This is a genomic window from Flavobacterium sp., from assembly GCF_044368995.1.
In the GTDB taxonomy this organism is placed as follows: Bacteria; Bacteroidota; Bacteroidia; order Flavobacteriales; family Flavobacteriaceae; genus Flavobacterium.
This window is the reverse complement of record NZ_JBIPMS010000039.1, coordinates 1-13,744: the sequence shown is the minus strand read 5'-3', so window position 1 is coordinate 13,744 and position 13,744 is coordinate 1. Positions and strand designations below refer to the sequence as shown.

The 13,744-nt window shown below is 30.8% G+C and carries 17 protein-coding genes; 11 read left to right on the top strand and 6 right to left on the bottom strand.

The window, feature by feature from the left end; genetic code table 11:
* From ACIQ2I_RS04500 to ACIQ2I_RS04450, 11 genes are all read left to right on the top strand, one after another.
* A partial coding sequence (locus tag ACIQ2I_RS04500; RefSeq protein ID WP_396181237.1) for a DUF4375 domain-containing protein occupies positions 1–260 on the top strand: 260 nt, incomplete at its 5' end.
* Between the two features lie 49 nt (positions 261–309).
* The gene (locus ACIQ2I_RS04495) at positions 310–1,206 is read left to right on the top strand and encodes an ABC transporter ATP-binding protein (protein WP_396181236.1); all 897 of its coding nucleotides are present in this window, start codon (positions 310–312) and stop codon (positions 1,204–1,206) included.
* Positions 1,207–1,260: 54 nt separating this feature from the next.
* Positions 1,261–2,115, top strand: a complete 855-nt coding sequence (locus ACIQ2I_RS04490; RefSeq protein ID WP_396181235.1) for an ABC transporter permease — start codon at positions 1,261–1,263, stop codon at positions 2,113–2,115.
* Between the two features lie 16 nt (positions 2,116–2,131).
* Positions 2,132–4,120: a choice-of-anchor L domain-containing protein gene (locus ACIQ2I_RS04485; RefSeq protein ID WP_396181234.1), complete on the top strand. Its 1,989-nt coding sequence runs from the start codon at positions 2,132–2,134 to the stop codon at positions 4,118–4,120.
* Complete coding sequence (crcB, locus tag ACIQ2I_RS04480) at positions 4,117–4,488, top strand: fluoride efflux transporter CrcB (protein ID WP_396181233.1); 372 nt, start codon at positions 4,117–4,119, stop codon at positions 4,486–4,488. The genes ACIQ2I_RS04485 and crcB overlap by 4 nt, the downstream gene beginning before the upstream one ends.
* Positions 4,488–5,510 carry a bifunctional oligoribonuclease/PAP phosphatase NrnA gene (locus tag ACIQ2I_RS04475; protein WP_396181232.1) on the top strand — a complete coding sequence of 341 codons (1,023 nt, stop codon included), beginning with the start codon at positions 4,488–4,490 and terminating at the stop codon, positions 5,508–5,510. The genes crcB and ACIQ2I_RS04475 overlap by 1 nt, the downstream gene beginning before the upstream one ends.
* A 10-nt stretch (positions 5,511–5,520) precedes the next feature.
* Positions 5,521–6,069 (top strand): gliding motility-associated peptidyl-prolyl isomerase GldI, encoded by a 549-nt coding sequence (gene gldI, locus ACIQ2I_RS04470; protein WP_396181231.1) that lies wholly within the window; start codon positions 5,521–5,523, stop codon positions 6,067–6,069.
* A 7-nt stretch (positions 6,070–6,076) separates the two neighbouring features.
* The gene (locus ACIQ2I_RS04465) at positions 6,077–7,150 is read left to right on the top strand and encodes a peptidylprolyl isomerase (RefSeq protein ID WP_396181230.1); all 1,074 of its coding nucleotides are present in this window, start codon (positions 6,077–6,079) and stop codon (positions 7,148–7,150) included.
* A gap of 11 nt (positions 7,151–7,161) precedes the next feature.
* Positions 7,162–8,370, top strand: coding sequence for a peptidylprolyl isomerase (locus tag ACIQ2I_RS04460; protein WP_396181229.1), 1,209 nt, complete (start codon positions 7,162–7,164; stop codon positions 8,368–8,370).
* Positions 8,371–8,486: 116 nt separating this feature from the next.
* A complete protein-coding gene (gene ruvX, locus ACIQ2I_RS04455; protein WP_396181228.1) occupies positions 8,487–8,900 on the top strand; it encodes a Holliday junction resolvase RuvX in 414 nt (137 codons plus the stop codon).
* 66 nt (positions 8,901–8,966) lie between these two features.
* A complete protein-coding gene (locus tag ACIQ2I_RS04450) occupies positions 8,967–9,359 on the top strand; it encodes an SRPBCC family protein (protein WP_396181227.1) in 393 nt (130 codons plus the stop codon).
* A gap of 32 nt (positions 9,360–9,391) precedes the next feature.
* Here the strand turns inward: ACIQ2I_RS04450 and ACIQ2I_RS04445 are convergent, their stop codons facing one another.
* The 6 genes from ACIQ2I_RS04445 to ACIQ2I_RS04420 all read right to left on the bottom strand — a co-directional run.
* Positions 9,392–9,919 (bottom strand): CIA30 family protein, encoded by a 528-nt coding sequence (locus ACIQ2I_RS04445; protein WP_396181226.1) that lies wholly within the window; start codon positions 9,917–9,919, stop codon positions 9,392–9,394.
* A gap of 33 nt (positions 9,920–9,952) precedes the next feature.
* On the bottom strand, positions 9,953–10,987 hold the full coding sequence (locus tag ACIQ2I_RS04440; RefSeq protein WP_396181225.1) for an o-succinylbenzoate synthase: 1,035 nt from the start codon (positions 10,985–10,987) through the stop codon (positions 9,953–9,955).
* Between the two features lie 78 nt (positions 10,988–11,065).
* On the bottom strand, positions 11,066–12,256 hold the full coding sequence (locus ACIQ2I_RS04435) for a tetratricopeptide repeat protein (protein WP_396181224.1): 1,191 nt from the start codon (positions 12,254–12,256) through the stop codon (positions 11,066–11,068).
* Positions 12,257–12,335: 79 nt separating this feature from the next.
* A complete protein-coding gene (gene menA, locus ACIQ2I_RS04430; protein ID WP_396181223.1) occupies positions 12,336–13,235 on the bottom strand; it encodes a 1,4-dihydroxy-2-naphthoate octaprenyltransferase in 900 nt (299 codons plus the stop codon).
* Positions 13,235–13,492, bottom strand: a complete 258-nt coding sequence (locus ACIQ2I_RS04425; protein WP_396181222.1) for a hypothetical protein — start codon at positions 13,490–13,492, stop codon at positions 13,235–13,237. Before ACIQ2I_RS04425 ends, menA begins: the two co-directional genes overlap by 1 nt.
* 47 nt (positions 13,493–13,539) lie before the next feature.
* Positions 13,540–13,744: enoyl-CoA hydratase-related protein (locus tag ACIQ2I_RS04420; RefSeq protein ID WP_396181221.1), on the bottom strand; the 205-nt coding region annotated here is incomplete at its 5' end.

The following is a 13,744-nucleotide window of genomic DNA, read 5'->3' as shown; positions in this document are numbered from 1 at the left end:
AAATTATTCAAGCATATAAAGAGATTGAAGCGACTAAAACAGCTGCATTACTGACAAAAGCATTTCAATTATTTACAGTAAAATATATAGAAAACACCACTAAAAGACAAGAAGTTATTACCAAGCTTGACGAGAAAATTATCTCAGGTTGGGAAGACTTAGATGAAATTTTCTTTACTGAAGAAGACGAAGATGTTGTATCGCTTATTGTTGCATATATTCGAAAAAATAAATCGAAATTTCTTAACGAATTCGTGTAACGGGATAAAGTTTCTGTCGTCTTACTTATAATTTAAATACGTAAAACTATTGGAAACTATATTAAAAATTACCAATCTACATAAAAAATACGGCAAGGTTCATGCGGTAAACAACGTTTCTATTGAAATAAAAAAAGGTAATGTTTATGGAATTTTAGGTCCTAATGGTTCTGGAAAATCTACTACTTTAGGCATTGTACTAAATGTGGTAAACAAAACTTCTGGAGAATTTGAATGGTTTCACGGTGCTTATTCTACCCATGAAGCCCTAAAAAAAGTCGGCGCAATTATCGAACGCCCCAACTTTTACCCTTACATGTCAGCGGAAGACAATTTGAAATTAGTTTGCAAAATAAAAAATATTCCTTTTACAAAAGTCTCCGAAAAATTAGAATTAGTAGGTCTTTTAGAAAGAAAAGACAGCAAATTTAAAACCTATTCTTTAGGAATGAAACAACGTTTGGCCATTGCTTCTGCCCTATTAAATGATCCGGAAATTTTAATTTTAGATGAACCTACAAATGGCTTAGATCCTCAAGGCATAAGACAAATTCGAGATTTAATTCGAATTATTGCCAACCAAGGCACTACAATTCTTTTAGCTTCTCACTTGTTAGACGAAGTAGAAAAAGTTTGTTCACATGTAATTGTGATTCGTAACGGGGTTACTTTATACCAAGGAGCAGTTGACGGAATTACTTCAAACGAGGGTTTTTTTGAATTGGAATCAGATAATTTAGTACAATTAAAAACTGCATTAGCTTCCTTTCCTCAAATTGAAAAAATAGAAGAAGAAGACTCTAAAGTATTGGTGTATTTAAATGCAAATTTGGAAGCATCTGAATTAAATTCACACTTATTTAAACAAAATATTACACTTACACATTTAGTAAAAAGAAAGCACAGTTTAGAAGAACAGTTTTTAGAATTAACGAAACAAAAGTAAAATTTTAAATTTCAAATTCTAAATTCCAAATTCCAAAACCTTATACCCAAAAAAATGAAAAGATTACTCTCTATAGAATTACAAAAAATATGGCAAAACAAGGCCAGTAGAATACTAACCATAATCTACTTTTTATCGCTATCTTTATTAGCGACGGTAGCATTAATTGAATTCGATTTTGGTATTTTTAAATTTGAAGCCGCTAAAAGTGGGTTTTTTAACTTTCCATACATTTGGCACTTTACAACATTCATTGCCTCCTGGCTAAAAATATTTTTGGCAGTAATTATCGTTTCTATGATTGCGAACGAATACAGTTATGGTACATTAAAACAAAATTTAATAGACGGCATGTCTAAAAAAGAATTTTTATTATCAAAAGTATATACCATTTTAGTGTTCTCATTAGTTTCTACCATTTTGGTATTTCTAATTAGTTTGATATTAGGTTTAAAATATTCTTCATATACAGAAATGGGTATAATTTTTTCGGATTTAGAATATTTGTTTGCCTATTTTTTAAAACATGTTGCGTTTTTCTCTTTCTGTTTGTTTCTTGCATTGCTTATAAAACGATCTGCTTTTACATTAGGATTTATTTTTGTTTGGTTTTTAAGCGAAAATATTGGTCATGCCATTTTAAAATATCAAATTTTAGGTTATACACATTTAGATAAAGACACATTAGTAATCGATTGGGTTAAAAATACACTACCCTTAGAATCGATGTCCAATTTAATTATTGAACCCTTTACTAGATTAAATTTTATAAAATCGGTAACGAATACTGTAGGTGCAACTATTGAAAAAAACTATGCAGTACAACCTATTAATATTGCCATAGTACTTTTTTGGACATGCGTGTTCTTATTTTTATCATTTTACATCCTTAAAAAACGAGATTTATAGTATATTTGCTGATGCTATGAAAAAAATAATATTTATATTTTTTGGCGTTTTATTTAACGTTGGTGTTTCACAAAATATAACTGTAAATCAAACCTATACAGCACAACAACTAATTGAAAACATTTTAGTTAATAGTGGTTGTGTTTCTGTAAGTAACTTTTCTGTAACTAGCGGAAATTTTATTTCTGGAGATTTAAGTTATGGTTATTTTAACGCAAATGGTTCTATATTTCCATTTCAAGAAGGTATTGTTTTGAGCACTGGAAAATTAAACTCAACCGTTGGGCCTAATTCAAATTTTTCTGATTCAGGTATTGGAATGGGATGGAATGGTGACTCCGATTTGAATACTGCGCTAAGTTTAACTGATACATTTAATGCTACTGTTTTAGAATTCGATTTTATACCCAATGCAAATACTATTAGCTTTGAATATATTTTTGCATCCGAGCAATATCTTTTAAACCCTAGTTCAGATCAATGTAATTTTTCCGATGGCTTTGCTTTTCTGTTAAAGGAAGTTAGTGCCACTAATTATCAAAATTTAGCGTTAGTACCTGGTACCTCAATTCCTGTTAAAATAAATACAGTAAGAGGAACCGGCACAATTTGCCCTGCCGCTAATGAAATGTATTTTGATGCGTTTAATACGGGTAATTACCCTACAACTTTTGATGGCCAAACGAAAATTTTAACCGCACAAGCGACAGTAATTCCAGGGAATTTATATCATATAAAATTAGTAATCGCCGATGAGGGAAATGAACGATATGATTCTGGTATATTTTTAAAAGCCGGTAGTTTTGTATCTGAAAAAGACTTAGGTCCAAATAGATTAATCGACACCGGAAATTCGCTTTGTGCAAATGAAATTTTAACCTTAAACGCTACACAAACTGGCGCTACAAATTATAAATGGTTCAAAAATGGTACTCAAGTTGGAACAAATAGTGCTACATATGACGTAAGCTCAGCTGGAATTTATGCTGTAGAAATAACCATCAATACCACATGCATTATTACAGGGAATATTGAAATTGAATATGCGCCAAATATTACACCATCAACTACCAGTTTTACAGCTTGTGATTTTAATTCGGATGGACTTGCTAACTTTGATTTGAACTCCATTAGAACACAAATTTTCAACAATTTAGCCAGCAATTATGCTGTAGCTTTATTTGATTCTACTTCAGGAACTATTGCTTTACCAGCAAACTTTACGAATACCGTTCCAAATCAACAAATTATTTATGCTCGAATCATTTCGCTTGAAAATTGCTATTCTAATATACCAATTACTTTAAACGTAATTTCATCTGGCGGTATCTTAGTCACCGAAATAATAAATATTTGCAATAATGTTCCAAAAAATATTAGTGCTCCAAATGGTTTTTCTAATTATAGTTGGAATACTTTACCTGTTCAGAATTCACAAACCATATCTATTTCAAATGCAGGAAATTATATAGTTACATTAACAAGCGCAAATGGGTGTAACAATACAAAAACATTTACGGCTATTAATACTGAAATTACCACAATCACAAACATTGAGGTAAACGATTTTGAGGAGGATTTAACCGCAGCAGTTACTATTTCCGGAAATGGAAATTACACTTATTCAATTGATGGTATCAACTTTCAAAATACACCCATTTTTAATTTGCCTGATGCTGGAGAATACATAGTTTATGTAAAAGAAGAGAATTGTGGAACCGTTTCTGATACCTTTTTTGCAATTTCCTATCCAAAATTTTTTACGCCTAATGGTGATTCTTTTAATGATACGTGGCAAATAAAAAATTTAGAAAAAAAAGGGTTAGAAAACAGTAAAATTTATATTTTTGATAAATTTGGCAAACTAATAAAAGAAATAAATAAAAGCAACACCAGTTGGGACGGAACTTTTAACAAACAAATTCTTCCTTCAACAGATTATTGGTTTGTATTGGAAGCCACAAACGGTAAAAACATAAAAGGCCATTTTAGTTTAAAAAGATGATAAAAAATATACTTTTGGTACTCCTTGGTGGCGGAATAGGAAGCGTAGCTAGATATTTATTAAGTTATTTTCTAACTAAAAATAACACAACACAGTTTCCTTGGGCAACTTTCATTGCAAATGGTTTAGGCTGTTTGTTAATTGGCTTACTTTTTGGCTACATTCAAAAAAATAATTTACAAAACGAAACTTTAAAAATTTTGCTTATTACTGGTTTTTGTGGTGGTTTTACAACTTTTTCGACATTTAGTTTAGAAAATATTCAATTTATTCAAAATCAAAATTATAACTTAGCCGTAGTTTATACATTATCTTCCATAATCATAGGTTTTTTGGGGGTTATAATTGGTTTAAAAATATATAATTAATGACACATTTAAACGAAACTCAAATTAAAGAGTTGCAACAACTTTTAGCAAATCCAAAAAAAATTGCCATCATTCCTCATAGAAATGTTGATGGTGATGCTATGGGCTCTACGCTTGGTTTATATCATATTTTAAAACTATTAAATCACCAAATAACCGTTGTTGTTCCAAATGAAATTCCAGATTATTTACAATGGATTCCTGGCATTGAAGAAGCAACTTTGATTTATGAAGGCACTAAGAATTTAGAAGCAATAGAAGTTTTGAACGAAGCAGAGCTTATTTTCACCCTAGATTTTAATGCGTTTCATCGCGCTGGTGAACAAATGGAAACTGTTTTAAAAACACTTTCTGCAACATTTATTATGATTGATCATCATGAAAAACCAGATAATTTTGCAAAATATACGTTTTCAGATATAGGATATAGTTCAACTTGCCAAATGGTGTATGAATTAATACAAAAATTAGCACTTGGAGACTATATAAATCTGACTGCAGCCACGTGTTTGTATACTGGAATTGCAACAGATTCTGGTGGATTTCGTTTTCCAAGAACTACAGGAAACTTACATCGTATTGTGGGAAATTTAATTGATATAGGAGTTAATAATTCGCAAATTCATGAAAATTTATACGATAATGGCGATTATAATAAACTTCAAATTTTAGGAAAAGCGCTTTCAAATATGAAAGTGTTACCCGAATACAAAACCAGTTACATTGCACTTTCGCAACAAGAACAAAACGAATTACAAGTTAAAAAAGGCGATACAGAAGGTATTGTAAATTACGGCTTAACCATTAAAAATATAGATTTTACAGCTTTTTTTACAGAAGTTGCTGAAGAAAAAATAATTAAAATATCTTTCCGATCGCAAGGTGATTTCGATGTAAATCAGTTTGCCAGAAACCATTTTAATGGTGGTGGGCACAAAAATGCAGCTGGCGGAAAATCTTTTGATACTTTAGAAGGCACAATAACTAAATTTATTGCTATTTTAGCAGTCGAAAAAAAATAAAGTAACAATAATGAATGCATTCAAATCTATATTACTTATAGTAGTAACAATTTTCATCGCTTCGTGTTCTGAAAAACAAGCGCGCCAACCGATTTCTAGAAATTCTGGAACTTTTATGAAAGAATCCATTGATAGAAATAAAAAATTGAATGAACAAGAAAAAATAGCCATTACAAAAATCATTCAAAAAGATACGGCATTTATTTATAATCGATCAGAAAAAGGATTTTGGTATGCTTATGAAAATAAAAGTGCAGAAAATGTGCTTCCTATAAAAGGCGATGTGGTTCAATTTGATTATGAAATTACCGATTTATACGGAAATAGTATTTATACCGCTGCAGAATTAAAAACACAAACGTATTATGTTGACAAACAAAACATATTGAGCGGTTTAAGAAACGGTATAAAATTAATGCACATAGGCGATAAAGTAAAATTCATTTTTCCTTCCCAATCTGCCTATGGCTATCATGGTGATGATAAAAAAATCGGAACCAATCAACCAATTATTTGCTTGGTAACATTAAATGAAATTAAAACGGAAACTACTCAATAATTATAAAATGAAAAAGATACTAACCCTACTTTTTTTTACAACGCTATTTATTTCTTGCAAAGACAAAGTTGAAAATAGTAATTTATCAGATGGCTTGTATGCCAAAATTGAAACTTCAAAAGGAGGTATAACTGTAAAATTAGAATTTGAAAAAGTCCCTTTTACTGTTGCGAACTTTGTGACTTTAACAGAAGGAAAAAATAATTATGTCAACTCAAAATACAAAGGCATTCATTTTTTTGACGGGTTAACTTTTCACAGAGTAGAATCAAACCCTCCTATGATTCAAGGTGGCGATCCTTTAGGGTCAGGACAAGGCGGAACTGGGTACAAATTTAAAGATGAATTTCATCCAGAATTAAATCATGGAAAAGCAGGAATTTTATCGATGGCAAATTCAGGACCAAACACAAATGGTTCTCAATTTTTTATCACCACAGATGCTACTTCTTATTTAGATGGCAAACATAGTGTTTTTGGAGAAGTTGTAGAAGGATTAGAAGTTGTGAATACCATAGTAGTTGGTGACAAAATAAATAGTGTTAAAATCATACGAATTGGCGATGCTGCCAAAAAATTTGATGCTGTTAAAGTATTTAAAGATTATTTTGACAAACAAGCTGAATTACAAAAAGTACTTGAGCAAATAAAAATTAAAAAAGTGGCTCAAATTGAAACTATAAAAACTACAGGTAAGAAAACAAAGTCAGGATTAATTTATAAAATTATATCTTCAGGAAAAGGAAAAAAACCTGTTTATAGTCAAAAAGTATATGTGCATTATGCTGGATTTTTTACAGACGGTACTTTATTTGACACAAGTTATAGTAATGTTGCTGAAGAAAATGGCTTATTAGATTTAGCAAGAAAAGAAGCAAAAGGATATGCTCCATTCCCTTTTACTTATGGCAGTAAAACTGGCTTAATTCCAGGATTTATTGAAGGATTAGAAAATATGAAATTTGGAGATAAAATGGCCTTATTAATTCCTGGTCATTTAGGTTACGGCGAACAAAGCTATGGTGCAATTCCACCAAATGCTACGCTTTTATTTGAAGTAGAACTATTAGAAAAACAATAATTTATTTAAATATGAAAAAGTTAGTATTACTATTATGTGCTTTAACAGCCACTGTTTCTTTAGCACAAACTAAAAATGTGAAACCAAAACCAGTAGTTTTGGAAGGTATATTTGCAGAAATATATACCAACAAAGGTAAAATTGCCTTACAGTTAGAATTTCAAAAAACACCAATTACTGTAGCTAATTTTATTTCATTAGCAGAAGGTAAAAATGAATTTGTAACAAACGACAGAAAAGGAAAACCATATTATGATGGTTTAAAATTCCACAGAGTTATTCCAAATTTTATGATTCAAGGTGGTTGTCCTTTAGGAACTGGAGCCGGAGATCCTGGATATAAATTTAAAGACGAATTTGATCCAAGCTTAAAACATGACAAACCTGGAATATTTTCTATGGCAAATTCTGGACCTGCAACAAACGGTTCTCAATTTTTCATTACACATAAAGATACACCTTGGTTAAACAATAAACACAGTGTTTTCGGTCACGTTATTGAAGGGCAAAAAGTAGTAGATGCTATTGCTCAGGATGATGTAATTGAAAAAGTAGTAATTGTTAGAAAAGGAAAATTAGCTAAAAATTTCAATGCAGAAAAAGTGTTTTCAGAGTATATGAAAATGAAACCTGAATTAGATAAAAAAGAAGCAGAAGAAGCCAGAATTAGAGCAGAGGCATCAGCTATATTAGAAACTGAAAGAAAACAAAAAGAAGCGGAAGCAAAAGCTACTGCCGACAAAGAAATGAAAGAAAAATTCGGCCCTCTTTTAGCTGCCAAAGTTGCTGAATTAGCCACTTTAAAAGCTAAGACCACAACTACAGCAAGTGGTTTACAATATAGCATCTTACAAAAAGGAACTGGAGTTAAACCTGCAGAAGGAAAAGATATTTATGTGCATTATGCAGGATATTTAGAAGACGGTACTCTTTTTGACAGTAGCTACGAAGCTGTTAACAAAATGTATGGTAAATTCGATCAAAATAGAGCCAATCAAAACGGTTACCAACCTTTTCCATTTAAATGCGGAAGCAAAGGTGGTTTAATCCCTGGGTTTTTAGAAGGCATTAACAATATGAATTTCAACGAAAAAGCAATTTTCTTTATTCCTGCTAAATTAGGATATGGCGAAAGAGGTGCCGGAAACGTAATTCCACCAAACAGTAATCTCATTTTTGAAGTGGAAATTTTAGAAAGTTTACCAACTACAAAACAATAAATAAAAAAAATATATTTTTAAAATCTCATCTTGATTTATCAAGGTGAGATTTTTTATTTGTAGTAATTTATATATTTACATAGGGTTTTACTTACTTTTGTATTTAAATTAATCAAATGGCACGAATTTTATCCATAGATTACGGACAAAAACGGACTGGAATTGCAGTTACAGACGACTTTCAAATTATTGCAAGCGGACTTACCACTATTCCGTCTTTAGATTTAATTCCTTTTTTAAAAACGTATTTTTCGAAAGAAAATGTTTCAGTTGTAATCATCGGTGAACCTAAACAAATGAATGGCTTACCAAGTGAAAGCACAGAAATTATAGAAATATTCATTAAGCAATTTCATACCGAATTTCCAAATATGAAAATGGAACGCGTAGATGAACGTTTTACTTCAAAAATGGCATTTCAAACTATGATTGATAGCGGTTTAAAGAAAAAACAACGCCAAAACAAAGGTTTAATAGACGAAATTGCCGCAACAATACTATTACAAGATTATTTGAATTACAAAAAATAAACAGTACTTTTGAATGTAAGATTTACGAGTTTATATTTACTAAACCTGAACAAAAAAAACAACATAATGAATTTAGAAAGTCCAAAAACAAGCGTAGACAAATCAGCAGCATATATTTTTAATGCCTTATCAGATATTAAAAATTTCGAGAAATTAATGCCTGAAAATATAGCAAAATTTGAAGTTATTGATGAAAATTGCTTTGAATTTGGTTTAAAAGGTATGCCAGAAATTAAATTGATAAAAAAAGCAAGCACACCAAATTCAGAAATTATTTTAGGTGCTGCATCAAGTAAATTACCGTTTACATTAACCGCAAAAATAGATGCTATTTCAGAAAATACAACAGAAGTACAATTGTTTTTTGAAGGTGAATTTAATGCGATGATGGCCATGATGGTAAAAGGACCAATCACTAAGTTTATTGAAACTTTGGCTAGTAATATGGAAAAATTGTAATTTACGAATTACAATTTTTGATTTACGTAAATCTAATTGAGTTCAATTTTATCAATTACCAATTGAAAGGATTCATTTTTTTTATTACCAATTAAAAAAACTAGTTCTTCAAAAGAGTTGCTGTTGTAATTTGGTAAATCTAAATTCTGACCACGGAAAGAAGGATATAAATCTTTCATATTGATACTAATTTCTTGCCAATTCCCGTTAGTTTTAAAAGTTGTGATGTAAGAATAATATCTTGATGTTTTGTCTTTAATTCTAATTTGATATTCTTTACCGTCTCCTTTTAGTTTTATAGAAATTTTACTATCTACTGTCGTATTTATTTTATCAAATTGATACCTAACAGAAGAAAAACCACCATAATTTTCAGTTGAAACTGTACCAGAAAACACGCCATTCCCATCTTCATCGATAGAAAACCGACCATTAGAACGACCGCCCATAACTACATCATCAATAATTATCCAATCGGAAACTTTTGAGTTTTTAGAAAAATTATAAATTGAAATCGAATTCATAGTAAAGCAAAAGTAAAGTAATAAAAGTAACTTCATAACACGTATAATTTATAGGAACTATTTGTAAACTTACAATTTAAAATCCCAATTTCGATCTTTTACATAAAATAACTGCCCGTTTATGATTTCTAAAGGACAATCAAAATTGTTTGTATACAAGCCACCGGTTCCTAATCCTTGTGGCATTTTATTATTTAAGGTATAGGTAAATTGTGCAATCGCATTTAAGCCCACATTACTTTCCAAAGCAGAAGTAATCCACCAGCCAATATTCCGCTTTTCAGCTAATGCTATCCATTCTAAGCAACCTTTTATGCCGCCAATAAAACTTGGTTTCAAAATAATAAATTGTGGCTGTATTGCATCTAGAAGCTTGGCTTTATCTTTATAAGCGAAAACACCAATTAATTCTTCGTCTAACGCTATTGGTATTGGTGTGGTTTTGCATAGCTCTGACATCTTGTCAGTATTGTTTTTTTGAACAGGCTGTTCAATGCTATGTAATTCAAATTCAGATAATTGATTTAATTTTGTTAAAGCTTCAATTGAACTAAAAGCACCGTTGGCATCCACACGAATTTCAATGGTTTTTGCATCAAAATGTTGACGAATAAAGCGTAATAATCCTAGTTCTTTTTCAAAATCAATCGCACCTATTTTTAATTTGATACAGGTAAAACCTTCAGCTAATTTTTCTTCAATTTGTTGTTTCATAAAAGCTTCCTCACCCATCCAAACCAAACCGTTAATTAAAATTGAATCTTTCGATTTGGTAAAATCAGAAGGAAACAATTCAAAAGGCGTGGCTGATTGCAAAGACAAAAATGCCATTTCTACACCAAACTGAATGGAAGGAAATTCAAGCAAATTGCCCCATAATTCATCCTTACCCAAATGGATGTTTTCACACACCCATTGTAGTTTTTCTTCATAGTCTGGGCGATCATCAATAGATAATCCTCGCAACAATCCGCACTCACCTATTCCAATTTTACCATTTTCTTCCAATAGTAAAAACCAGGTCTCTTTTTCCGTCATCACACCACGAGAGGTGCCACTTGGACGTTTAAAGTTTAGGATGTACTTTTTGTAGGTAGCGTTCATTTAAAATTCCAAATTAAAAAATTCCAAATTCCAAATTTAACGAAAACGCTTTTGAATTGGGAACTTTGTTATTGACTTTTATTCAAGTATTCTTAATATTTTTTTAAAATTATCAGTAGTAAAGCCATTCTTTTCAAAATCAGAAAAATCAGATTTAGTTTGATTCACCCAACTTACATTTGAGTTAATGTTTTGCGTTTTATATTGGTTATGAAGGTCCTTTGCTTCCGAAACACGGTCTGTGAATAAATACACGTAAGACAAATTCAATCTATGCGTTAAATCTGTTTTGTCTAATAAAATTGCTTTTTCTAGGTTTAATTCTGCTTTTTCAAATTGCTTAGACAACAAATAAAAACTTCCTATCAACCCATAATCAATATGATTTGCAGTATTTTTGAAAATAATTTCGTTTTGAATTTTCGAAATGGCTTCCTCAACTTTATTTTTGTTGTTTAACTGAATGGCTTCCACACGTATCGTAGTTAAAAACGAATCAAACTGATTGGTTTTCTTTAAAGCTATTTCTTGCATTTCATTAATTGCTTTTGATTTCTCAACGGTTAACAATTGATTGTATTCTGAAAATTTATATTTTTCTGTAAAACTTTCAACAAATTGAGCTAAAAATAATGACTGATTAGATGATTTTTTATACCAATCTAATTTTTTTCCTAATACAACTAACTCTTTTTTTGTTTCTAAATTCCATCCTCTGCTAGCAGAATAGTCGACCCAAGAAACCACTTCCAAAACTATTTTGGTACTTAATACCCAGTTTTTATTTTCAAAACCAAACCAAATAGAGGGTGCGTTTTCAAAACAGTTGGTGTTTTTAATAGAAATTACTTTACTGTCTTTATTTATAGGCTCTTTGCTAAAATAGCAGGCCGTTTCTAACTTTCCGTCTTTTAAAAACTGATTTCCGGTCTTTTCAGACGTGTAAATTCCATAAACACATTTGTCGTCGCCAGAAAGAGAATTGGTTAAAAAAAGAGCCCCGGCTGTGCCTTGACTAATTCCTGTAGGATCTGGTATGGCTTTTAAAACAGATGCCAAGCTATTAGTGATTTTTCCGTTTTCATCAATTAGTAAAATTCGGAATACAAATTCAGAGGCACCTTCAGGTAAATCTTCAATTTTAACTAACGTTCGGTTGCCCGCTGAAAGTTTAATTTCTTTAGTAAAAGCTCGTTCTTTATCCCAAAAACCATCTTTCTGTGCGAAAGAAATTTGAGCAATAAGTAGGAATAAGAATATTTTTTTCATTTAATTTATTTTAAAATATTTAATAAGTCAGTTTTCATTTACAATTGGAGTCGCTTCGTTATAAATAGTAAAACATAGTTTAGTTGAAATACAATACAAACCCTATTCCAATTGATAAGAAAAAAACAAATAAAGCGACTTTTTTTAAAAAAGGGTCGAAATCAGATGACTTATCAACTTTGTTTATTTTCTGAAGTATAGTAGCTGCAAATAGAAAAAAAGGCAGTATCAATAATGTATTTAATCGTAATAAAATTAAAAAAATCCAAACTATAATAACAGAAAAAACCATTAGAATACCTTGGTATTGTTTTGCCCATTTCAATCCAAATTTTACCACTAACGTATTTTTATTTGCGATTCTGTCATTTTCAATATCGCGCATATTGTTTAAGTTCAAAACAGCAGTGCTTAACATTCCTATAGCCGTAGCGGGAAGAAATAATTTTATATCGATATGTTTCGAGTATAAGAAATTACTCCCAATAACGGCTACTAATCCAAAAAATACAAAAACGAAAACATCTCCAAAACCACTGTAACCATAAGCGTTATTGCCAACGGTATATTTTATGGCTGCAGCAATAGAAGCGACACCTAACACCAAAAAAGTAAACGAATACACAAAATTTTGTTGCCCAAAAGCAAAATAAATCAAGAAAACAGCTAATACAAACGCTATGATTCCGTTAATTATAATTGCTCTTTTCATTTTGGTAGAAGTAATTTCACCCGAAGCTACTAAACGTTTTTCGCCAATTCTATTGGCATCTGTTCCCTTTATACCATCGCCATAATCGTTGGCAAAATTGGATAATACTTGAAAAGACAATGTGGTACATAATGCCAACACAAAAACAATCCATTCAAATTTATTTTGGTAATTCGCATACGCACTTCCTACCAAAATTCCAGAAATAGAAAGGGGTAACGTTCGTAATCGTGCGGCTTGAATCCAATATTGTATGGTGTTTTTCATTAGATTAAGAAAACGATTAATAAAGTTATTATATTGAGTAACAAACTAAAATAATGAATCAGTCTGTTTTTGGTATTTAACATAGAATAGGTATTTACTATTGGTAAAACAAACAGCATTACCATCATTGGCAACCAAAGCATTTCATAAAACACACCTAAAACGGCAAATTTATATACATCAATTGTGTTGCAAAGTAACCAATAAATTAGCATTGAAATGCTTAAAAACAGAAGAAGTTTTTTATTTGCGATCACTTTTTTACTTTTTACTTTTACCCTTTACCCTTTACCCTTCACCCAACCTAAGGAATGTACTTTTTCTCAAAATTAGGTTTGCGTTTTTCTAAGAAAGCATTTCTGCCTTCTACAGCTTCTTCGCTCATGTAGGCCAATCGTGTGGCTTCACCAGCAAAAACTTGTTGACCCACCATACCATCATCGGTTAAATTCATAGCGAATTTTAACATTCTGATAGACATTGGCGATTTTTCTAATATTTCTTGTGCC